The following is a 19,580-nucleotide window of genomic DNA, read 5'->3' as shown; positions in this document are numbered from 1 at the left end:
TACCCTCGCCGCGCGCGGGACGCGCTGCCTACCATCGGCCGCTCGGAGGGACGACGCACACCCGGGGGCACGACAGCGTGTGGACGCAGCGGGACCAGATCCAGGCGTACCAGTTCCTCCGCCGCAGGCTCGTCTCCGCGCTCGTCGCCGCCGACGCCAACCACCCCGTCTCGCCCAGCCGCCGTCTCGTCCTCGCCACCGTGCTGGGGCTTGCGGCCGCCCTGCTCGTCACCGCCGTCTTCGGCGTCATCGGGCTGCTGAACCCGGCAGGCGGCAAGGACTGGCTGGCGGGCGGCAAGGTGATCGTCGAGGAGGGCACCGGCGCGCGGTTCGTGCTCGGTGCCGACGGCGTGCTGCACCCCGTGCTCAACTACTCGTCCGCGCGGCTGCTGGCCGGCGGCAACGGCGAGGCGACCGTCTCGGTGTCGCCGTCCAACCTCGGCAAGGCCGGCCGCGGTGCCGCGATCGGCATCCCGGGCGCGCCCGACTCGCTGCCCGCGCCGGGCGCGCTGGTGAGCGCGCCGTGGACCAGCTGCAGCCGCACCACGCAGGACGCGCCCGCGTCGCAGGAACCGCTTACCGCCGTGCTGCTGGCCGCGCCGGCGTCCGGGATCGAGCTGCCGCGGGACCAGGGCGTGATCGTCCGGCTGCCGCAGGGAGAACGCTTCCTGCTCACCGGCGGGCGGCGCCACAAGCTCAGCGACGAAGCCGCGGCCGCGCTGCAGTTCGACAGCTACCCGACGATCGCGGTGTCCGCGCGGTGGATCGACACCGTCCCGGCCGGGCGCGACCTCACCGCGCTGCCGGTCGACGGCGCCGGGAACCCGGGGCCCGCGGTGGGCGGGCGCGGCACCCGCGTCGGCGAAGTCCTCGCCGTGGTGGACGCGATGGCGGCGCCCGGCGCGGCGACGTCGTACTACCTGGTGCGCCGCGACGGTCTCGAACCGGTCGGGCAGACCGAAGCGAGCCTGCTGGTGACGACCGCGGCCAACGCCGCGGCCTACTCCGGGCCGCCCGCGCCGGCGGAGGTCCGCGCGGCCGACGTCGCCGCGGTGCCGAAGGTCGCCGCGCCCCGCACCGGCGGCGCCGACCCGGCCGCCTACCCCGACCGTATCCCCGGCAAGGCGCCGATCACGGGCAACTCCGTCACGTTGTGCGTTCAGGGCAGCCGGTTGCTCGTTTCGGCCGAATTCCCGCTTTCCCCCGGGGCGAAGGCCATCCAGGTCACCACGAGGACCGAAGCACGGGTGGCGGACGAGGTGTACGTGCCTCCCTCGGGCGGCGCCGTCGTCGTCGAAGCCGGCTCGGTCACCACCTACCTGGTGACCGACACGGGCCGGAAGTACCCGGTGGTGAACGCGCAGGCACTGGCCTCGCTGGGCTACGGAGGAGCCGCCAGGCCGCCGGTCGCAGGTAGTTTGCTGGCATTGGTGCCGACGGGCCCCGCGCTGGATCCGGCCACGGCCGGGCGGCCGGCCCCGTCGGGTGGAACGGGGTGAAAGTCGTGCACATGACAGAAGAGCGTTCGGCAGGCGACGCGGTGGACCAGGGGCGGGTCCGCGTCGCGGTGATCGAGGACCATCCGCTCTACCGCGTTTCGGTGGAACGCGTGCTGGCCGAAGCCGACTTCGTCGAACTCGGCGCGGTGGTCGACTCGGTGGCGCGGTTCCACGTGCACCGGCAGCCGCCGGGCAGCGTGGTCCTGCTCGACCTCGGCCTGCCGGGGGTCGCGGGCGCCGCGGCGGTGCTGGAGGTCTGCGAGCTGGGCCACCACGTGCTGGTGGTGTCGGCTCAGGCGGAGCCGGAGGTCGTGCTCGGCGCGATCGCCGCGGGTGCGCGCGGGTTCCTGTCGAAGGACGTCGACGCGGACGAGTTGCTGATCGCGATCAAGACGGTGGCGGGCGGCGGCGCGTACGTCTCCGCGGTGGTGGCGGGGATGATCATGAAGGACAATGCCGACCGTCCCGCCGTCTCGGCCGAAGCCGAGCTGTCGCCGCGGGAGGAGCAGGTGCTGCGGCTGGTCGCGGCGGGGGAGCGCGACGTCGACATCGCGCTGATCCTCGGCATCGGCGTCCGCACGGTGCGCGGCTACCTCGACCGCATCCGCGACAAGACCGGCGAACGGCGGCGGCCGGGCCTGGTCAAGGAGGCCATCCGGCGCGGCCTGATGGGTGGCACGGACCCGCGGCGCGGACGCAAATGAGCGACGCCTCCGCGCGGCGGATCCAGGTGGGCGTGATCGAGGACCACCCGCTCTACCGGTACGCGCTGACCCGCGTCCTCACCGAGGCCCCGGACATCGAGCTGGGCGCGGTCGCGGACTCCGTGGCCCGGTTCGCCGTCCAGGACCAGCCTGCGGGCAGCGTCGTCGTGCTCGACCTCAAGCTCCGGGGCGTCCAGGACGCGGCCGCGGTCCTGGAAGTGGGGCACCTGGGGCACAAGGTGCTGGTGGTGTCCGCGCACGCGGAACAGCCGGAGGTCCTCGGCGCGATGCAGGCGGGCGCGAAGGGCTTCCTGTCCAAGGACGTCGACGGCGACGAGCTGCTGCGCGCGATCCGCACGATCGCCGACGACAACGCGTACGTGTCCCCGACGCTGGCCGGGATGATCATCCAGGACAGCGAGGAACGGCACGCGGGACCGAAGATCGTGCTGTCGGAACGGGAAAAGCAGGTGCTGCGCCTGGTCGCGGCGGGGGAGCGGGACGTCGACGTCGCGGAGATCCTCGACATCAGCGTGCGGACCGTCCGGTCGTACCTCGACCGGATCCGCGACAAGACGGGCGAGCGCCGCCGCGCGGGTTTCGTCCGGGTCGCCATCCGCGAAGGCCTGCTCCGCTGACCCGACCCGCCACATTCACGTGAAAGTGCCCGCCTCCCGCCGGCGGCACTTTCACGTGAAAGTGCCGCCATCGGAAGGGTCAGAGGCGCCGGTTGGCCAGGGCGCCGGTCGCCGCGCGGGCCTGGGCCGCCATCGCCGGGTCGACGTCCACCAGCAGGGTCTCCGTGCCCGGACCGGCCTGGGTCACCACCCGGCCGAAGCCGTCGGCGGCCAGGGAGTACCCGATGCCCGTCGGCGCCTTCGGGTTCACCGGAACCCCGGTCGCCGCGGGGTCGGCCTGGCCGCACGCCAGCACCCAGCAGCCCGAGTCGAGGGCGCGTGCCCGCACGAGCACCTCCCACTGCTCGCGCTTGCCCTCGCCCGCGCCCCAGGACGCCGGCAGCAGGACGACGTCCGCGCCGTCGTCGGCCAGCGCGCGGAACAGCTCGGGGAACCGCACGTCGTAGCAGGTCGCGACGCCGAAGACGACGCCGTCGCAGTCGAAGGTCACCGGCGTGGTGCCGGGCGCCACGGTGTCCGACTCGGCGAAGCCGAACGCGTCGTAGAGGTGGATCTTGTCGTAGCCGCGGTGGTGCCCGCCGCCGGTGATCAGCAGCGTGTTGCGGACCCGGCCGTCCTCGGCGGGGGTGAACATCCCGGCGACGACGACCACGTCGTGCTCGGCGGCCAGTGCCGCGACCGCCGAGGCCCACGGGCCGTCCAGCGCTTCGGCCACCGGCGCCAGCGGACGCCCGAACTGCGCCATCGTCGCCTCGGGGAACACCACGATCCGCGCGCCGTCGGCCACGGCGGCCTCCACGCGGGAGCGAACGAGTTTCAGGTTCGCCTCCGGATCGTCGCCCGAGTTGACCTGGCACAACGCGATTCGCGCCACCGCTGCCTCCTGCATGCTGGGATCGGCCGTCCTCGGGGAGTATCGCCGACGGACGCCTCAGTGTGACCTCGTACCCTTGAGGGCATGTTGAACCGCACCGACCTGCGCGGGCAGGTCCCGACCGCCGCCGAACTGCGCGCCACGCTGCCTCGCGCCGAATACGACGTGGACGCGGCGCTGCATCACGTGCGCCCGGTGGTCGAGGCGGTCCGCGACCGCGGTGTCGAAGCCGTCCTCGAGTACACCGAGAAGTTCGACAAGGTCCGTCCCGGCGCCGTGCGGGTGCCGCGTGCCGAGCTGACGCAGGCGCTGGCGCAGCTGGACCCGGCCGTGCGCGCCGCGTTGGAGGAGTCGATCGCCCGGGTCCGGAAGGTGCACGCCGAGCAGCGCCGCACCGACGTCACGACGACCGTCGTCGACGGCGGCACGGTCACCGAGAAGTGGGTGCCAGTCGAGCGCGTGGGCCTGTACGCCCCGGGCGGGCTGGCCGTCTACCCCTCGACCGTGGTGATGAACGTCGTGCCGGCGCAGATCGCCGGCGTGGGCTCGCTGGTGGTGTGCTCGCCGCCGCAGGCCGCGTTCGGCGGGCTGCCGCACCCGACGATCCTCGCCGCGGCCGAGCTGCTCGGCGTGGACGAGGTCTGGGCGGTCGGCGGCGCGCTGGCCGTCGCGCTGCTGGCGTACGGCGGCACGGACACCGACGGGACCGAGCTGGCCCCGGTCGACATCGTCACCGGGCCGGGCAACATCTACCTCACCGCGGCCAAGCGGCTGCTGCGCGGCCTGATCGGGATCGACGCCGAGGCAGGCCCGACCGAGATCGCCGTCCTCGCCGACGAGACGGCCGACCCGGTGCACGTCGCGGCCGACCTGATCAGCCAGGCCGAGCACGACCCGCTCGCCGCGAGCGTCCTGGTGACGACGTCCGAGCAGCTCGCCGACGCCGTCGACAAGGAGCTGGCGCACCGCGTCGCCGCGACCAAGCACTCCGAGCGCGTCGCCGAAGCGCTGGGCGGCAAGCAGTCCGGCGTGATCCTGGTGTCCACAGTGGAGGATGGACTGCGCGTCGTCGACGCCTACGCCGCCGAGCACCTGGAGATCCAGACGGCGAACGCGCGCGAAGTCGCCGCCCGGGTGCGCAACGCGGGTGCCATCTTCGTCGGCGCGTACGCCCCGGTTTCGCTCGGCGACTACTGCGCCGGGTCCAACCACGTGCTGCCCACCGCCGGGCTCGCCCGCCACTCCTCGGGCCTGTCGGTGCAGAGCTTCCTCAAGGGCATCCACGTCGTGGACTACTCCGAGGACGCGCTGCGCGAGGTCGCCGGGCAGGTCGTCGCGCTGGCCGACGCCGAGGACCTGCCCGCGCACGGCGAGGCGATCACCGCACGGTTCGGAGGTGCCGTCCGATGACGATCGGCGAGGAGATCACCCTGGACGCGCTGCCGCTGCGCGAGGACCTGCACGGCAAGTCGCCGTACGGGGCGCCGCAGCTGGACGTCCCGATCCGGCTCAACACCAACGAAAACCCGTACCCGCCGCCGCCGGAGCTGGTCGCCGACGTCGCCGAGGCGGTCCGTGCGGAAGCCGCCGAGCTGCACCGCTATCCGGACCGGGACGCGGTGGCGCTGCGCCAGGACTTGGCCGACTACCTGAGCGTGTCGACGCGGGTGGTGCTGTCGGAGGCGAACGTCTGGGCCGCCAACGGGTCCAACGAGGTGCTGCAGCAGATCCTGCAGGCGTTCGGCGGTCCCGGGCGCAGCGCGCTCGGCTTCGAGCCGTCGTATTCGATGCACCCGATCATCGCGTCGGGCACGCGCACCGAGTGGGTGCCGGCGCCGCGCCGCGCGGACTTCACGCTGGACACCGCCGCGGCGGCCGAGCTCATCCGCGACCGGCGGCCGGACATCGTGTTCGTCACCAGCCCGAACAACCCGACGGGTGGCTCGATCCCGCTGGACGAGCTGCGCACGGTGCTGGACGCGGCCACCGGCATCGTCGTCGTCGACGAGGCGTACGCGGAGTTTTCGGCGCAGCCGAGCGCGGTCGGGCTGCTGGCCGACTACCCGGCGCGGCTGATCGTGTCGCGCACGATGAGCAAGGCGTTCGCCTTCGCCGGCGGGCGGCTCGGGTACCTGGCGGCGGCGCCCGCGGTCGTCGACGCGCTGCAGCTGGTCCGCCTGCCGTACCACCTTTCGCGCCTGACGCAGGCGGCGGCGCGCGCGGCGCTGCGGCACGCCGACGCCACTTTGGACAGTGTGCACAAGCTGGCCGCGGAACGCGACCGCGTCGTGGAAGCGCTGGCGGGACTGGGCTACGACCCGGTCCCGAGCGACGCGAACTTCGTCCTCTTCGGACGGTTCAGCGACCCGGCGGCCGCCTGGCAGTCCTATTTGGACGCCGGAGTGCTGATCCGCGACCCCGGCATCCCCGGTCACCTGCGGGTGAGCATCGGCACCCCGGAAGAGAACGACGCCTTCCTCGAGGCGAGTAAGGAAGTCTCGCGATGACCCGCATCGGCAAGGTCGAACGGACGACCAAGGAGTCCTCGATCTTCGTGCAGCTGGACCTCGACGGCACGGGCGAGGTCGAGATCTCGACCGGCGTGCCGTTCTACGACCACATGCTGACGGCGTTCGGCGTCCACGGCTCGCTGGACCTCAAGGTCGAGGCGACCGGCGACGTCCACATCGACGCGCACCACACGGTGGAGGACACGGCGATCGTGCTGGGCCAGGCGATCCGCCAGGCACTGGGCGACAAGAGCGGCATCCGCCGCTTCGGCGACGCGTGGATCCCGATGGACGAAACGCTGGCGCACGCGGCGATCGACGTGTCGGGGCGCCCGTACTGTGTGCACGTCGGCGAGCCGGAGCAGTTCAACAGTTTCACGATCGGCGGCAACTACCCGTTCGTCCTGACGCGGCACGTGTTCGACTCGCTGTCGTTCCACGCGCAGATCGCGCTGCACGTGCGCGTGATCCACGGCCGCGACCCGCACCACATCGCGGAGGCGGAGTACAAGGCGGTGGCGCGGGCCCTGCGCGCGGCCACCGAGCCGGACCCGCGGGCGGGCGGCATCCCGTCGACGAAGGGCGTGCTCTAGAAGACGGCCCCCGGCACGGCGAGCGCGTCGGTCCCGGCGCGCTCGCCGGCCTCTTCCGGCGTGAGGAAGGGGCCGAGGTGGGTGAGCACGAGCTGCCCGGCGCCCTGAGCGGCGCGGGCGGCGTCTTCGGGTGTCAGGTGCACATCGGACGGTTCGGGGCTGTCGGCCTCGCAGAGGAAGAGATCGGCCCCGGCGGCGAGCTCCGTGAGGGCGGCGCACGGGCCGGTGTCCCCGGAGTAGGCGAGCACGCGATCGCCGTCGGTGACCCGGACGCCGAAAGCGGGAAAGCCGTGCTCGACGGCGGTGCTGGCGAGGGTCAGGCCGTTGACCTCGGCGTGGTGGCCGTCGTGCAGTTCGTGGACCTGGAAGGCCTGCTCGATCGGCGCGGGCCCGGTGTTGCTGAGAAAGTCCCGGAGCCGGTCCCCGATCCCGGGCGGCCCGTAGAGCGGCATCGGCCGGGCGGGCCGGAGATCGGCGAAGAGCAGGGCGTAGACGGCGGGCAGCAGATCGGCGACGTGGTCGGCGTGCAGGTGCGAGATCCAGACGGCGTCGACGTCGGTGAGCGCGGTGTGTTCCTGCAGCGCGGCGAGGGTGCCGGGGCCGGCGTCGAGCCAGACGGTGGCGCTTTCGGAGCGGACGAGGTACCCGGAGCAGGGCTGTCCGGGCCGCGGATAGGGACTGGCACTGCCCAGCACGGTCAGGTCGAACGGCATGTGGCACCCTAACCGGCGTGGACAGTGGTGTGGTCGGCGTGCTCCTGCTCGCCCTGGGCGGTTTCCTGGTGGGTGGGGTCTATTCGACCTGGAAGACGGCGAAGTTCCTGGCGGTGGTGCTGGGGATCGCGGCCCTGCTCGCCATCGGCGGGGCGATCTTCTGGTTCTCGAGCTAGGTCCTCACTCGCCGTCGGCGAGACGTTGAATGGTGGCGCCCAGCCAGGCCTGGAGTTCGGCAGGCTCGCCGAGCCCGGAACGCAGGACCCGGCGCCGGGTCGAGACGCCGAGCACGAAGGCATCGATCGCGGCGGCCCGGTCGCGCGCGTCGCCGTCGTCCAGTCCGCTGTCGCGCAGGTAGCGATACAGCGGTTCCAGTGAGTTGGTGTCGAGAAACGCGGCCAGCGCCTCAGCCGCCTCCGGCCGCTCACCGGCGGCGCGTTGCAGCACCAGCAGCGGATCCTGCCCCGGACCGCCGAACCAGCGCTGAACGATGTTCGCCGCGAGGCGTGCCCCGAGAGTCGACAGGTCGCCGTCGAAGGAGGTTTCGACCGGGATCTCGACCTGCGTCGCGGCGAGGAAAAGCCCGTCCTTGCCACCGAAGTAGCGGGTGATGAGGTTGGGCGAGACCCCGGCCGCGTCGGCAACGCCCTTGACCGTGACGGCGGTGTACCCGTGCCCGGCGAACTGCCGCCGCGCGTGCTCCAGAATCCGCCGCCGGGTGGCGGCCGCGTCCCGCAAACTCATGTGTACGAGCATACACATCATGTGTACGCTGATACACATGGACGAGCAAACGCGAGACCGCATCCGCCGGACAAGGCGGGTCACCACCCCGTGGAGCGAGGACGGGACGCGGGGAATCGCCGGCCCCCGCCTCGCCGAGCTGCTGGACCGCTGGGCGAACGGCTACGACTGGGGAGTGCACGAGCGCCGCATCGGCAAGCTGCCCTGGGTAACGGTCCGGGCGGGCGGCACGGACCTGAGGGTGGTCCACCAGCGGTCGGCGGATCCCGCCGCCCCGGTCGTCGTGCTGCTGCACGGCTGGCCGGACTCGGTGCTGCGGTTCGAGCGCGTCCTGCCGCTGCTGGCGGACCTGCACGTGGTGGTGCCCGCACTGCCGGGTTTCCCGTTCGCCGCACCGCTCACCGAGCCAGGGATGTCGGCAGGCCGGATGGCCGGGATCATCGCGGAGGCACTAGCCGAGCTGGGCTACCCGCGGTACACACTGTCCGGCGGCGACGTGGGCGGCACCGTCGCAGAGATCCTGGCGGCGACGCACCCGGACCGCGTGGCGGCGTTGCACCTGACGAACGTCGCACCCCAGCGAGCCGTCACGGCAGACCCGGCCAAGCTAACCCCCACCGCGGCGGCTTACGTCACCCGCGCGGCACAGTGGTTCCGTGCGGAGGGCGGGTATATCGCGGAGCAGTCGACGCGACCGAACACCCTCGCTGTCGCACTCGGCGACTCACCTGCCGGCCTCGCGGCGTGGATCGCCGAGAAACTCCAGTCCTGGTCGGGCGAGAACGCCTTCACGGTGGACGAGCTGCTGACGTGGATCACCGCGTACTGGGTGACGGGCACCATCGGAACGTCGTTCGCCACCTACACCGAACCGGCCACCCTGCCCGCACGGGTCGAGACGCCGACGGTGCTTTCGGTGTTCGCGCAGGACACGAAGCCGGAGCCGCGAAGTTATGCGGAGGTGTTCTTGGACGTCCGCGAGTACGTGGAGCACCCGGTCGGCGGTCACTTCGCGGCTTGGGAGCAGCCCGAGGCCTATGCCGACGACCTCCGCCGGGCGGTCAAGCTGGCTGGCTGAACGGGAAAGCGCTCCTTCAGAGCGGTTCCGGCCGAGTGGACTTCGCGGACCATCCCGTGAGCCGGGCCCGCCGCGGTGGATGCGGCACCGGCGGCTGCGCCTTGTCGCCGTCCGCCCGACCTAGCCGTGCTTCGCCCCCGGCAATGTCGTTTGTGCAGGTCGGGTGATTTCGAAGGGTTGTCGCCCGGGCCTGGGCGGTGCTGGCGCCACTGCGGTGTCGTGAATGACTCATTCATGTCATCGGGGCGGCGCCGTCAGGTGATCGGCTGACTCAGGCCGTACTGAAGGGCCCTTTCCTTACGTCCCACGAACGGAAAGTGCCCCTCAGTACAGCAGCACCACCAAGCTTTTCCCCCGCCGCGGCCCAGCCCACCTCAGCCCCCGCCACTCCCAGGGGGGCGTGCCCAAGTCCAGTCTACCGGCGGCCCCCGACAAAACCCCGGCCCGAGCCGGGTTGTCCACAGCCCCGGCCGACTGTGGACAACCGGCTCAGCGGCCTGCGCCGACCAGCTCAGCGGCCTGCGCCGACCAGCTCTCGGCCGTCGTCGCCCGGGGCGTTGTCCAGCTGGCTGGTCAGCTTCTCGCCCTCCACGTCGACGTTCGGGAGGATGCGGTCCAGCCACTTCGGCAGCCACCACGCGCCGCGGCCCAGGAGGGACATCAGGGCCGGGACCAGCGTCATGCGGACCACGAACGCGTCCACCAGCACGCCGAACGCCAGCGCGAAGCCGATCGACTGGATCAGGGACGACTCCGCGAGCACGAAGCCCGCGAACACGCTGATCATGATCAGGGCCGCCGCGACCACCACGCGCGCGCCGTGGCGGAAGCCGGTCACCATTGCCTCCTGGGGCTCCGCGCCGTGGACGTGCTCTTCGCGCATCCGGGTCACCAGGAACACCTGGTAGTCCATCGCGAGCCCGAACAGCACGCCGATCAGCAGGATCGGCAGCATGCTCATGATCGGGCCCGTCGAGGAGACGCCGAGCAGATCCGTCAGCCAGCCCCACTGGAACACCGCGACCACCGCGCCGAACGTCGCCGCCACCGAGCCGAGGAACCCGATCGTTGCCTTCAGAGGCACCACCACCGACCGGAACACCAGCATCAGCAGCACGAACGCCAGCCCGACGATCAGCGCCAGGTACGGCAGCATCGCGTCCGACAGCTTCTCGGACACGTCGATGTTCGCCGCCGTCTGGCCGGTGACCGCCAGCTTCGCGCCCGTCGCGTTCTCCAGGACGCCCGACTCGGTGCGGATCGCCGCCACCAGGTCCTCGGTCTGCGTGCTGCTCGGGCCGCTCTTCGGGATCACCGTGAGCAACGCCGTGTCACCGGTCTGGTTGAAGCGCGGCGGGGTGACGGCCGCGACGTCCGGCAGCTTCTGGATGTCCGCCGCCGCCTGGCCGAGTGCGGCTTGGCGGTTGGTGCTCGCGCCCGTGTCGACGACTACCAGCAGCGGCCCGTTCGAGCCCTCGCCGAAGCTGCGGCTGGCGATTTCGTACGCCTTTCGCTGCGTCGATTCCGGCGCGGCGGTGCTGTCGTTCGGCAGGCCGAGCTGCATGCTCAACGCCGGCAGCGCGACGACGGCCAGCCCGGCCAGCGCCACGAGCAGCACCGGGATGCGGTGGCGGGCGACGAACCGCGCCCAGCGCTCGCCGTGCGTCCGTTGGGCCGGCGTGCGGCGCAGCCGGATACGGCCGCCGGCCACCCGCCGTCCGGCGAAGCCGAGCACCGCGGGCAGCAGCGTCAGGGCGATGACCACGGCGACCGCGACGGTGACCGCGGCGGCCACGCCCATCTGGCCGAGGAACGGGATGCCGACGACGGTCAGCCCGGCCAGCGCGATGATGACCGTGAGCCCGGCGAACACGACGGCCGAGCCGGCGGTGCCGACCGCGCGTCCGGCCGCCTCTTCCGGATCCCGGCCGATGCTCAGCTCGTGCCGGTAGCGCGACACGATGAACAGCGCGTAGTCGATGCCGACGGCCAGGCCGATCATCAGCGCGAGCACCGGCGTGTTCGAGTTCAGCTCCAGGAACCCGGAGGCGAGGAAGATGCCCGCCATCCCGGTGCCGACGCCGATCAGGGCGGTGAGCAGCGGGATGCCGGCGGCGACCAGGGAGCCGAACGTGATGATCAGCACGACGGCGGCCACCGCGACGCCGAGGCCTTCGGTGGCGCCGGTCGGGGGCACGCCCTGCACCGCGTCACCGCCGAACTCGATTGCGAACCCGGCGGCGCGGCCCGCGTCGGCGGTGGCGAGCAACGCCTGACGGTCCTCGTCGGTGATTTCGTATGCCTTCACTCCGTAACTGACCTGGGCGAGGGCGACGCGCCGATCGGGTGAGATCGACTGCGCCTGGAACGGGTCCACCACGGCGGCGACCTTCGGCGCCGTCTTCAGCCTGCCGACCAGCGCCTCGACCGCGGCCTTGCCCTTCGCGTCGGTCACCGTGGTCCCGGCGGGAGCTTCGATGACGACGCGCGCGGTGGCGCCACCGGCGTTGGCCTGCGGAAACTTCTCGGTCAGCTGGTCGATCGCCCGCTGCGACTCGGTGCCGGGGATGGTCACCGAGTTGGACAGCTGGCCCGACAACGTCAGCGCCCCCAGGCCGAGTGCCACGAGGACGGCCGCCCAGACGGCCGCGACCAGCGCTCTGCGTCGGAAGGACAACCGGCCGAGCCGGTACAGGAAGGTCGCCACGAGTCAGCTCCGTTTCGCCCGAACGGGGTCAGTTCACTCCATCAAGTGAGTTCCAAGCTAGCCGATCGGCAAGGACGGTTCCAAGCCGTTCGGCAAGTATGTGACTTGCCGAACAGCAAGCGGGTTACCTGCCGATCGGCTAGGAGGCGCGTTTGCCGATCGACAGGGAGTGACGTACGCTCCGACGGCTGCTGAGGAGGAAGAATGACCGCCGGCCCGGCCGAGGACACCCGGACCCGACTGCTGCAGACCGCGCTGCGCCTGTTCACCGAACACGGCGTCGAGGGCACTTCGCTGCAGATGATCGCCGACGCGCTGGGGATCACCAAGGCGGCCGTGTACTACCACTTCAAGACCAAGGCGGAGATCACCGAGGCGGTGGCCGAGCCGGGCGTCCGCGACCTGGACGAGCTGGTCCGGCGCGCGGCCGCGCAGAAGCGCCGGGGCGCGCAGGTGGACGTCCTGCTGGAGGGGTTCGTCGACCTGGTGATCCGCCACCGCGCGCTGGTGGCGTTGTTCTCCAGCGACCCGGGCATCGTGCGCGCGATCGAGAAGTCGGCACACGGCGGCATGGAGGGCTTCGGCCAGGCGCTGCTCGGCATCCTGTCCGGCCCCGACCCGACCCCGGCCGAGCGCGTCAGCGCGATGGTGGCGCTGACGGGCCTCGCAATGGCGGGCGGCTCCCCGGACCTGGCGGTCCTGGGCGACGACGAACTCCGCACGGAACTGCTGGACGTCGGCCGCCGCCTGCTCGGACGGCCCCGCCGCCGGACGTCGCAGGCAGTCGCGTCCGCTTGAGGCCGGGCGACGGCTGTATCTGAACGGTCGGCCTGCGTATCTGGAGAGTCGGCCTGCGTACCTGGAGGGTCGGCCTGCGTATCTGGAGGGTCGGTTCGCGTATCTGGAGGGTCGGTTCGCGTACTCCGGGGGACGACACGCGTGCTCAGGCGGACGACGCGCGGGACTCGTGTGATTGGCGGCGGGATTCGCGTGACGGAAGGCGGATCTCGCGTGATTGGAGGCGGATCTCGCGTGATCAGGCGGGCATCAGGCGTGATTGGCGGGGAATCTCGCGTGATCAGGCGGGCATCAGGCGTGATTGGCGGGGAATCTCGCGTGGCTGGAGGGGAATCTCGCGTGACTGGAGGGGTGTCTTGCGTGATTGGGCGGGTGTCGGGGTTAGGTGAGGGTTAGGTAGGGCGGGGGGACTGTTGTGGTGAGCCAGACGTTGTTGGCGCTTACCTGGAAGCGGTGGCCTGCCGCCGTCATGGCGGCCGCGTCGATGCGGAGGATCACCGGCTTTCCGCGGCGGGCGGCGACCGTGCGGGCCGTGTCGGTTGTTGCCGAGAGGTGGACCGCGTGGCGGTTCATCGGGCGCAGGCCCTCGCGGAAGATCGCGTCCAGGAACTTTGCCACCGTGCCGTGGTAGAGCACGTCCGGCGGGGTGGCGTCAGGGAGGCCGAGGTCGACCGCGACGCTGTGGCCCTGGTTTGCGCGGATGCGGGTGCCGGTTTCGTCGAAGGCGAAGCGGCGCTTGGTGTTCGTCGCGACGACTTCGTCGAGTTCGGCGCGGGTGACCGGGAAGCCGTGGGCGCGCAGCGCCCCGAGGAGCGCGTCGACCGCCACCCAGCCGTCCGGGGTGAGGGTGAGGCCGAGGGCGGCCGGATCGTGACGCAGGTGCCGCGCCAGCCGCTTCGAAAGGCGGATCAGTTCTTTTTCGTTCATTCCGCCTTCAGCATGCGCCCCGGGCGCAAGCGGTTTAGATGCCGCCTTCGGTCGCCGGCCGCAGCTTGCTCGCGCCCGGGCCGTACCGGGCCAGCTCGTCGTCGTTGTTGTAGAGCGCGCAGCTGCGCAGCGAAAGGCAGCCGCAGCCGACGCAGCCGGTGAGCCGGTCGCGAAGCCGTTGCAGGGCGTCGATCCGCGCGTCGAGCTCGTGCTGCCAGTCGCGCGACAGCCGTGCCCAGTCGGCCTTCGTCGGGGCGTGGTCCACCGGCAGCGTCGCCAGCGCGGAGCTGATGTCCTCCAGGGAAAGCCCGACCCGTTGCGCGGCACGGATGAACGCGATCCGGCGCAGCACCGAGCGCGAGTAGCGGCGCTGGTTGCCCGCCGACCGCTCCGAGCTGATCAGCCCCTTCTCCTCGTAGAACCGCAGTGCCGTGTGCGGAACCCCGCTGCGTTCCGCCACCTGTCCGATGCTGAGATGTTCAGCGAGCCTCGTCACGAGGTCAGGCTATCCTTGACTTCGAGTTTAGTCGAGGTTGCATCGTCGGGTCATGACCACTGTGACCGAACCCGGCTACGCCGACCTGCCCCGGCTGATCGCGCTGATGACCGGCGACGACAAGCACATCGCCGCCGCCGAGTCCACTGTGGACGTCCTGTGGGTGCTCTACGACCGCGTGCTGAACGTCACCCCGGAGAACTTCCGCGACGACGACCGCGACCGCTTCCTGCTGTCCAAAGGGCACGGCCCGATGGCGTACTACGCCGTGCTCACCGCGAAAGGCTTCATCGACGAAGCCGAGCTGCCGACGTGGTCCGACGCGATGTCACGGCTGGGGCACCATCCCGACCGCTGCCGGATTCCCGGCGTCGAGATCTCCAGCGGATCGCTCGGCCACGGCCTGCCGATCGCCTTCGGCACCGCGCTCGGCCTGCGGGCACGCGGCCTGACGCGCCCCAAGGTCGTGACGCTCGTCGGCGACGCAGAGCTGGACGAGGGCTCCAACCACGAGGCGATCGTCGTCGCGGCGCGGGCGGGCCTGGAGAACCTGACCACCGTCGTGATCGACAACCAGTCGTCGACCCGCGGCTGGCCGGGCGGGATCGCCCGCCGCTTCGCCGTCGAAGGCTGGGAAACGCGCACGGTTCCCGGCCGCGATCACGACGCGCTGTACGACGCCTTCACCACCTCCCATCCCGGCCGTCCGCTGGCCGTGGTCGCCGTAGTCGAACCGAAGGGCTGAACCGATGTCGCCGATGCGGGAAACGTTCCTGGAGACCGCCGAGCAGATCGTCGACGCCGACCCGGACGTCGCGATCGTCCTGGCCGACATCTCCGCCGCCCAGCTGGCGGGCGCCGCGCGGAGGCACCCGGACCGGGTGATCAACGTCGGCATCCGCGAGCAGCTGCTGGTCAGCACGGGCGCCGGGCTGGCGCTCGCCGGGCTGCGGCCGATCGTGCACACCTTCCCGTCGTTCCTGGTGGAGCGCGCGTTCGAGCAGGTCAAGCTCGACTTCTCGCACCAGGAGGCCGGCGGGGTGCTGGTGTCGTGGGGCGCGTCCTACGACATGTCGACGGCGGGCCGCACGCACCAGTCCCCGGGCGACGTCGCCCTGATCGACTCGCTGCCCGGCTGGACCGTGCACGTGCCCGGCCACCCGGAGGAAGCGCGCCGCCTGCTGCTGGAGTCGGTCCCCGGCGACGGCCGCGTCTACCTGCGGCTTTCGGCGCAGGAGAACGCAGCCGCCCACCTGGGGGTCGGCTTCACGCGGCTGCGGCACGGCACCCGCGGCGTGGTGGTCGCCGTGGGCCCGGTGCTGGACCGCGTCCTGCGCGCGACGGCCGGCCTGGACGTCACGGTGCTGTACGCCTCGACGATCAGGCCGTTCGACGCCGCCGGTCTGCGGTCGGCGGTTTCGGCCGCCACCGCGGACGTCGTCCTGGTCGAGCCGTACCTGGCGGGCACGTCGGCCCACCAGGTGGCCGAGGCGCTGGCCGACGTGCCGCACCGGCTGCGCTCGCTGGGCGTCCGCCGTGACGCGGAGGTGCGCAGCTACGGCAGCATCGCCGACCACGACCTGGCGCACGGGCTGGACGCCGGGTCGCTGCGGTTGTCGATCAGGCAGTTCCTGGGCGAGTAGGCCGGACTCCGTTCAGCGGATCAGTGACCGTGCAGTCGCCTCCAGTTCCAGGGACGTCTCCGACGGCTCGCGGCTGAACCACACCGACCACGGGCCGTCGGTGCGCACCGGCAGCCGCGGGAACGTGTTCTCCGACGGCTCGGTTTCGAACGCCGCGAAGGCCGACGGTGGTGGGGCCACCGAACCGGGGGGAGATCGTCACGTGCAGGCCGGTGCCCGGGGGTGGTGTGGCGAGGCCGCGCCGGAGGGGGCGCAGCAGCAGGACGTCGTCCGAGTCGAGCATCGTCGCGTTCGCCGCGTCGCGATGCTCCTTCCAGACCGGGCCGAAGTAGAACTCTTCCAGCGCGGCCTTGCGGGACTCCATCGAGCGGAACCCGCGCAGCCACACGAAATGGTCCGGGGCCGCGCGCGAGCGGAACAGCCCGAACAGGTGCGCGCCCGCGGCCTCCTGTGGCTCGACGAACTCGCGCTCGAACAGCTCGATCAGCTCGTCGCGCCGCCCCGGGTGCAGGGTGTAGCGACGCAGTTCCAGTACGGTTTCGAAGTCGGTGAAGGTCATGCCGCGGAAGCTACCGGCCACCCCCGACAAAAACCGGATCAGCGGAACGCGGCCAGCCCCGTCACCGCCTGACCGAGTGACAGCGCGTGCATCTCCTCGGTGCCTTCGTAGGTCAGCACCGTCTCCAGGTTCGCCATGTGCCGCATCACCGGGTACTCCAGGGAAATCCCGTTCGCGCCCAGCATGGACCGCGCCGTCCGGGCCACCTCCAGCGCCGACCGCACGTTCGCCATCTTCCCGAAGCTCACGTGGTTGTGGTGCAGCGTGCCGTCGTCCTTGAGCCGCCCGATCTGCAGCGCCACCAGCCCGGCGCGGTTGACCTCGACCACCAGGTCGGCCAGCTTCCGCTGGGTCAGCTGGAACCCGGCCAGCGGCTTGCCGAACTGCGAGCGCGACAGCGTGTACTCCAGCGCCGCTTCGTAGCACGCCCGCGCCGCGCCGACGACGCCGAAGAGGATCCCGAAGCGGGCTTCGTTCAGGCACGACAGCGGCCCGCGCAGCCCCCGGACCTCGGGAAACACCGCGGAATCCGGCAGCCGCACGCCGTCGAGGACCAGTTCCGCCGTCAGCGACGCCCGCAGCGACAGCTTGTGCTTGACCTCGTTCGCGGTGAACCCCGGCGCCGACGTCGGGACGACGAAGCCGCGGATCCCGTCGTCGGTCTGCGCCCAGACGACCGCGACGTCGGCGACGGTTCCGTTGGTGATCCACATCTTCGTGCCCGAGAGCACCCAGTCGGACCCGTCGCGCACCGCGCGCGTCCGCATCGAGCCCGGGTCGCTGCCCGCGTCCGGCTCGGTCAGCCCGAAGCAGCCCAGCGCGTCGCCGGTGGCCATCCGCGGTAGCCACTCCTGCCGCTGCTCCTCACTGCCCCACCGGTGGATCGCGTACATCGCCAGCGACCCCTGCACCGAGACGAAGCTGCGCAGCCCCGAGTCGACGGCTTCGAGCTCGCGGCAGGCGATGCCGTAGGCGACCGCGCTGGTGCCGGCGCACCCGTAGCCCTCCAGGTGCATGCCGAGCAGCCCCAGCGAGCCGAAGCCCTTCGCCAGCTCCGCGGCGGGAAGCGCGCCCGTTTCGTACCAGTCGGCGACCCGGTCCAGCAGGTGGTCCTTCGCGTACGCGCGGACGGCGTCGCGGATGGCGCGTTCCTCCTCGGCGAGCCCGGCGTCGAGGTCGAGGAAGTCGTGCGGGTCGGGGCGGTCACTCATGAGGGGCTCCCAGGGGACGCGTCGGTGCGGCCCCCGCAGGAAACCACAGTCAGGCGTCTGTCCTCGGCGTGGCGTTCGTCACGCGCGCAGCAGAAGCAGGGGCGGGCCGGCGCGGCCAGGTCTGCTGGCGAGGGATCAGCAGCTCGCTGAACTGCGGGAACGGGACGCTGTCGATGTCGTCACGCCAGGCGTTCAGCATGCGGGACAGCAGATCGTCCTCGGCCATCTTCGCCTCCTCGGCGTCCGGTCGCGCGGTCTGAGGCCACACGATCGGGTGACTTGATACCCCGTCACGGGGACGTCGAAACGTCTCTCCCCCACGTTTTTCGGTGGACCCGGCGGCTACGCTGAGCACTGTGTCTCGTGTGGTGATCCTCGACTACGGTTCCGGCAACCTCCGCTCCGCCGAACGCGCCGTGGCGCGCGCGGGAGCCGACGTCGAAGTGACCGCGGACCCGCATGCCGCCATCGAGGCGGACGGCCTGGTCGTGCCCGGTGTCGGCGCCTTCTCCGCCTGCATGGAGGGGCTGCTGGGGGTGGGCGGGCACCGGATCATCGGCAAGCGCCTCGCCGGCGGCCGCCCGGTGCTGGGCATCTGCGTCGGCATGCAGATCCTCTTCTCGCGCGGCGTCGAGCACGGCGAGGAGACCGACGGCACGGGCGAGTGGCCCGGCACGGTCGACCGGCTGCACGCCGACGTCCTGCCGCACATGGGCTGGAACACCGTCCGCGCGCCGTCGGACTCGCAGCTGTTCGCCGGCCTGGACCCGGCGGAGCGGTTCTACTTCGTGCACTCCTACGCCGCGCGCAAGTGGGAGCTCGACGGGCTGCCCGGCCAGGAGCCGAAGGTCACCTGGGCGAACCACGGCGAGGACTTCGTCGCGGCGGTGGAGAACGGGCCGCTGTGGGCCACCCAGTTCCACCCGGAGAAGTCCGGCGACGCCGGGGCGCACCTGCTGCGGAACTGGCTCGCGACCCTCTGACCGGGTGGCCGGCGTCTCCGCCTTAGAGTTACCGGCGTGACTTTCACGCTGCTTCCCGCCGTTGATGTGGCCGATGGCCAGGCCGTGCGACTCGTCCAGGGCGAGGCCGGCACCGAGACCTCCTATGGCAGCCCGCTCGAAGCGGCGCTCGCCTGGCAGCGCGACGGCGCCGAGTGGATCCACCTGGTCGACCTCGACGCCGCCTTCGGCAAGGGCAGCAACCGCGAGCTGCTCGCCGAGGTCGTCGGCAAGCTCGACGTCCAGGTCGAGCTGTCCGGCGGCATCCGCGACGACGCGTCGCTGAAGGCCGCGCTGGCCACCGGCGCCCGCCGCGTCAACCTCGGCACCGCCGCGCTCGAGGACCCGGAGTGGACCGCGCGGGTGATCGGCGAGTACGGCGACCGCGTCGCGATCGGCCTGGACGTGCGGATCACCGAGGCAGGCCACCGGCTCTCGGCCCGCGGCTGGACCTCCGACGGCGGCGACCTGTGGGAGGTCCTGGACCGCCTCGACCGCGACGGCGCCTCCCGCTACGTCGTGACCGACGTCAGCAAGGACGGCACCCTGCGCGGCCCGAACCTGGAGCTGCTGCGGGACGTCGTCGCCCGCACCGACGCGCCGGTGATCGCCTCCGGCGGGGTGTCGAGCGTGGCCGACCTGGTCGCGCTGGCGGGCCTGGCCTCCGACGGCGTCGAGGGTTCGATCGTCGGGAAGGCGCTGTACGCGGGCGCGTTCACGCTGCCCGAGGCGCTGGCCGCGGTCGCGAAGGCCTAACCTCGGTTCGCCGGGTCAGCAGCCCGGTGATCGCGGCGTTGTGCTGTCCGGACACCACTTTGGGCCCTTCCCAGTCCCGCAGCGGGCGGCGACTTCCTCCGGCGTCTGCACCAGCCAGGCCGGGACGTC

At 71.8% G+C, this 19,580-nt stretch carries 21 protein-coding genes and 1 pseudogene; 13 read left to right on the top strand and 9 right to left on the bottom strand.

Translation table 11 applies throughout. The annotated features are described in order from the left end of the window. The first annotated feature begins 77 nt into the window (after nt 1-77). Genes eccB through ABJI51_RS37375 form a run of 3 tightly spaced genes read left to right on the top strand, consistent with a single transcriptional unit; the run spans nt 78 to nt 2,841 of the window. Complete coding sequence (eccB, locus tag ABJI51_RS37385) at nt 78-1,499, top strand: type VII secretion protein EccB (RefSeq protein WP_348955859.1); 1,422 nt, start codon at nt 78-80, stop codon at nt 1,497-1,499. Between the two features lie 11 nt (nt 1,500-1,510). Then, nucleotides 1,511-2,203, top strand: coding sequence for a response regulator (locus ABJI51_RS37380; protein WP_348955858.1), 693 nt, complete (start codon nt 1,511-1,513; stop codon nt 2,201-2,203). Then, a complete protein-coding gene (locus tag ABJI51_RS37375) occupies nt 2,200-2,841 on the top strand; it encodes a response regulator (RefSeq protein WP_348955857.1) in 642 nt (213 codons plus the stop codon). The genes ABJI51_RS37380 and ABJI51_RS37375 overlap by 4 nt, the downstream gene beginning before the upstream one ends. 79 nt (nt 2,842-2,920) lie before the next feature. Here ABJI51_RS37375 and ABJI51_RS37370 read toward each other — a convergent pair whose 3' ends face one another. Continuing rightward, a complete protein-coding gene (locus tag ABJI51_RS37370; protein WP_348955856.1) occupies nt 2,921-3,715 on the bottom strand; it encodes a carbon-nitrogen hydrolase family protein in 795 nt (264 codons plus the stop codon). Between the two features lie 84 nt (nt 3,716-3,799). Between ABJI51_RS37370 and hisD the strand changes: the two genes are divergently transcribed. Genes hisD through hisB form a run of 3 tightly spaced genes read left to right on the top strand, consistent with a single transcriptional unit; the run spans nt 3,800 to nt 6,818 of the window. Beyond that, entirely contained in the window at nt 3,800-5,125 is a 1,326-nt protein-coding gene (gene hisD, locus ABJI51_RS37365; protein ID WP_348955855.1) for a histidinol dehydrogenase, read from the top strand. Next, nucleotides 5,122-6,222, top strand: coding sequence for a histidinol-phosphate transaminase (locus tag ABJI51_RS37360; RefSeq protein WP_348955854.1), 1,101 nt, complete (start codon nt 5,122-5,124; stop codon nt 6,220-6,222). Before hisD ends, ABJI51_RS37360 begins: the two co-directional genes overlap by 4 nt. Beyond that, nucleotides 6,219-6,818 (top strand): imidazoleglycerol-phosphate dehydratase HisB, encoded by a 600-nt coding sequence (hisB, locus tag ABJI51_RS37355; protein WP_348955853.1) that lies wholly within the window; start codon nt 6,219-6,221, stop codon nt 6,816-6,818. Before ABJI51_RS37360 ends, hisB begins: the two co-directional genes overlap by 4 nt. Here hisB and ABJI51_RS37350 read toward each other — a convergent pair. Continuing rightward, nucleotides 6,815-7,531 (bottom strand): MBL fold metallo-hydrolase, encoded by a 717-nt coding sequence (locus ABJI51_RS37350; RefSeq protein ID WP_348955852.1) that lies wholly within the window; start codon nt 7,529-7,531, stop codon nt 6,815-6,817. The genes hisB and ABJI51_RS37350 overlap by 4 nt on opposite strands. 17 nt (nt 7,532-7,548) lie before the next feature. Between ABJI51_RS37350 and ABJI51_RS37345 the strand changes: the two genes are divergently transcribed. Beyond that, nucleotides 7,549-7,707, top strand: coding sequence for a hypothetical protein (locus ABJI51_RS37345; protein WP_348955851.1), 159 nt, complete (start codon nt 7,549-7,551; stop codon nt 7,705-7,707). A gap of 4 nt (nt 7,708-7,711) precedes the next feature. Here the strand turns inward: ABJI51_RS37345 and ABJI51_RS37340 are convergent, their stop codons facing one another. Next, nucleotides 7,712-8,275, bottom strand: coding sequence for a TetR/AcrR family transcriptional regulator (locus tag ABJI51_RS37340; RefSeq protein WP_348955850.1), 564 nt, complete (start codon nt 8,273-8,275; stop codon nt 7,712-7,714). 37 nt (nt 8,276-8,312) lie between these two features. On the opposite strand from ABJI51_RS37340, the gene ABJI51_RS37335 reads away from it, so the two are divergent. Beyond that, a complete protein-coding gene (locus tag ABJI51_RS37335) occupies nt 8,313-9,353 on the top strand; it encodes an epoxide hydrolase family protein (RefSeq protein WP_348955849.1) in 1,041 nt (346 codons plus the stop codon). Nucleotides 9,354-9,864: 511 nt separating this feature from the next. On the opposite strand, the gene ABJI51_RS37330 is transcribed toward ABJI51_RS37335, so the two are convergent. Next, on the bottom strand, nt 9,865-12,060 hold the full coding sequence (locus tag ABJI51_RS37330; protein ID WP_348955848.1) for an MMPL family transporter: 2,196 nt from the start codon (nt 12,058-12,060) through the stop codon (nt 9,865-9,867). Nucleotides 12,061-12,264: 204 nt separating this feature from the next. On the opposite strand from ABJI51_RS37330, the gene ABJI51_RS37325 reads away from it, so the two are divergent. Continuing rightward, nucleotides 12,265-12,858, top strand: coding sequence for a TetR/AcrR family transcriptional regulator (locus ABJI51_RS37325; protein ID WP_348955847.1), 594 nt, complete (start codon nt 12,265-12,267; stop codon nt 12,856-12,858). A gap of 381 nt (nt 12,859-13,239) precedes the next feature. On the opposite strand, the gene ABJI51_RS37320 is transcribed toward ABJI51_RS37325, so the two are convergent. Then, nucleotides 13,240-13,785 (bottom strand): RNA 2'-phosphotransferase, encoded by a 546-nt coding sequence (locus tag ABJI51_RS37320; protein WP_348955846.1) that lies wholly within the window; start codon nt 13,783-13,785, stop codon nt 13,240-13,242. 34 nt (nt 13,786-13,819) lie between these two features. After that, complete coding sequence (gene soxR / locus ABJI51_RS37315) at nt 13,820-14,281, bottom strand: redox-sensitive transcriptional activator SoxR (protein ID WP_348955845.1); 462 nt, start codon at nt 14,279-14,281, stop codon at nt 13,820-13,822. A gap of 52 nt (nt 14,282-14,333) precedes the next feature. On the opposite strand from soxR, the gene ABJI51_RS37310 reads away from it, so the two are divergent. Continuing rightward, the gene (locus ABJI51_RS37310) at nt 14,334-15,026 is read left to right on the top strand and encodes a thiamine pyrophosphate-dependent enzyme (RefSeq protein WP_348955844.1); all 693 of its coding nucleotides are present in this window, start codon (nt 14,334-14,336) and stop codon (nt 15,024-15,026) included. A gap of 4 nt (nt 15,027-15,030) precedes the next feature. Further along, nucleotides 15,031-15,924 carry a transketolase family protein gene (locus ABJI51_RS37305; RefSeq protein ID WP_348955843.1) on the top strand — a complete coding sequence of 298 codons (894 nt, stop codon included), beginning with the start codon at nt 15,031-15,033 and terminating at the stop codon, nt 15,922-15,924. Between the two features lie 12 nt (nt 15,925-15,936). Here the strand turns inward: ABJI51_RS37305 and ABJI51_RS37300 are convergent. From ABJI51_RS37300 to ABJI51_RS37290, 3 genes and pseudogenes are all read right to left on the bottom strand, one after another. Then, nucleotides 15,937-16,483, bottom strand: a pseudogene (locus tag ABJI51_RS37300) (NIPSNAP family protein). A gap of 38 nt (nt 16,484-16,521) precedes the next feature. After that, complete coding sequence (locus tag ABJI51_RS37295) at nt 16,522-17,694, bottom strand: acyl-CoA dehydrogenase family protein (RefSeq protein ID WP_348955841.1); 1,173 nt, start codon at nt 17,692-17,694, stop codon at nt 16,522-16,524. 49 nt (nt 17,695-17,743) lie between these two features. After that, complete coding sequence (locus ABJI51_RS37290; RefSeq protein ID WP_348955840.1) at nt 17,744-17,920, bottom strand: hypothetical protein; 177 nt, start codon at nt 17,918-17,920, stop codon at nt 17,744-17,746. 139 nt (nt 17,921-18,059) lie between these two features. On the opposite strand from ABJI51_RS37290, the gene hisH reads away from it, so the two are divergent. Together hisH and priA are read left to right on the top strand one after the other, a co-directional pair. After that, on the top strand, nt 18,060-18,677 hold the full coding sequence (gene hisH, locus ABJI51_RS37285; protein ID WP_348955896.1) for an imidazole glycerol phosphate synthase subunit HisH: 618 nt from the start codon (nt 18,060-18,062) through the stop codon (nt 18,675-18,677). A 36-nt stretch (nt 18,678-18,713) separates the two neighbouring features. Further along, nucleotides 18,714-19,451 carry a bifunctional 1-(5-phosphoribosyl)-5-((5-phosphoribosylamino)methylideneamino)imidazole-4-carboxamide isomerase/phosphoribosylanthranilate isomerase PriA gene (priA, locus tag ABJI51_RS37280; protein WP_348955839.1) on the top strand — a complete coding sequence of 246 codons (738 nt, stop codon included), beginning with the start codon at nt 18,714-18,716 and terminating at the stop codon, nt 19,449-19,451. The last annotated feature ends 129 nt before the right edge of the window (nt 19,452-19,580 follow it).

The organism is Amycolatopsis melonis (assembly GCF_040064235.1).
Classification (GTDB): domain Bacteria; phylum Actinomycetota; class Actinomycetes; order Mycobacteriales; family Pseudonocardiaceae; genus Amycolatopsis; species Amycolatopsis melonis.
The sequence above is the reverse complement of the archived record's forward strand: the minus strand, read 5'-3'. Positions and strand labels throughout refer to the sequence as shown.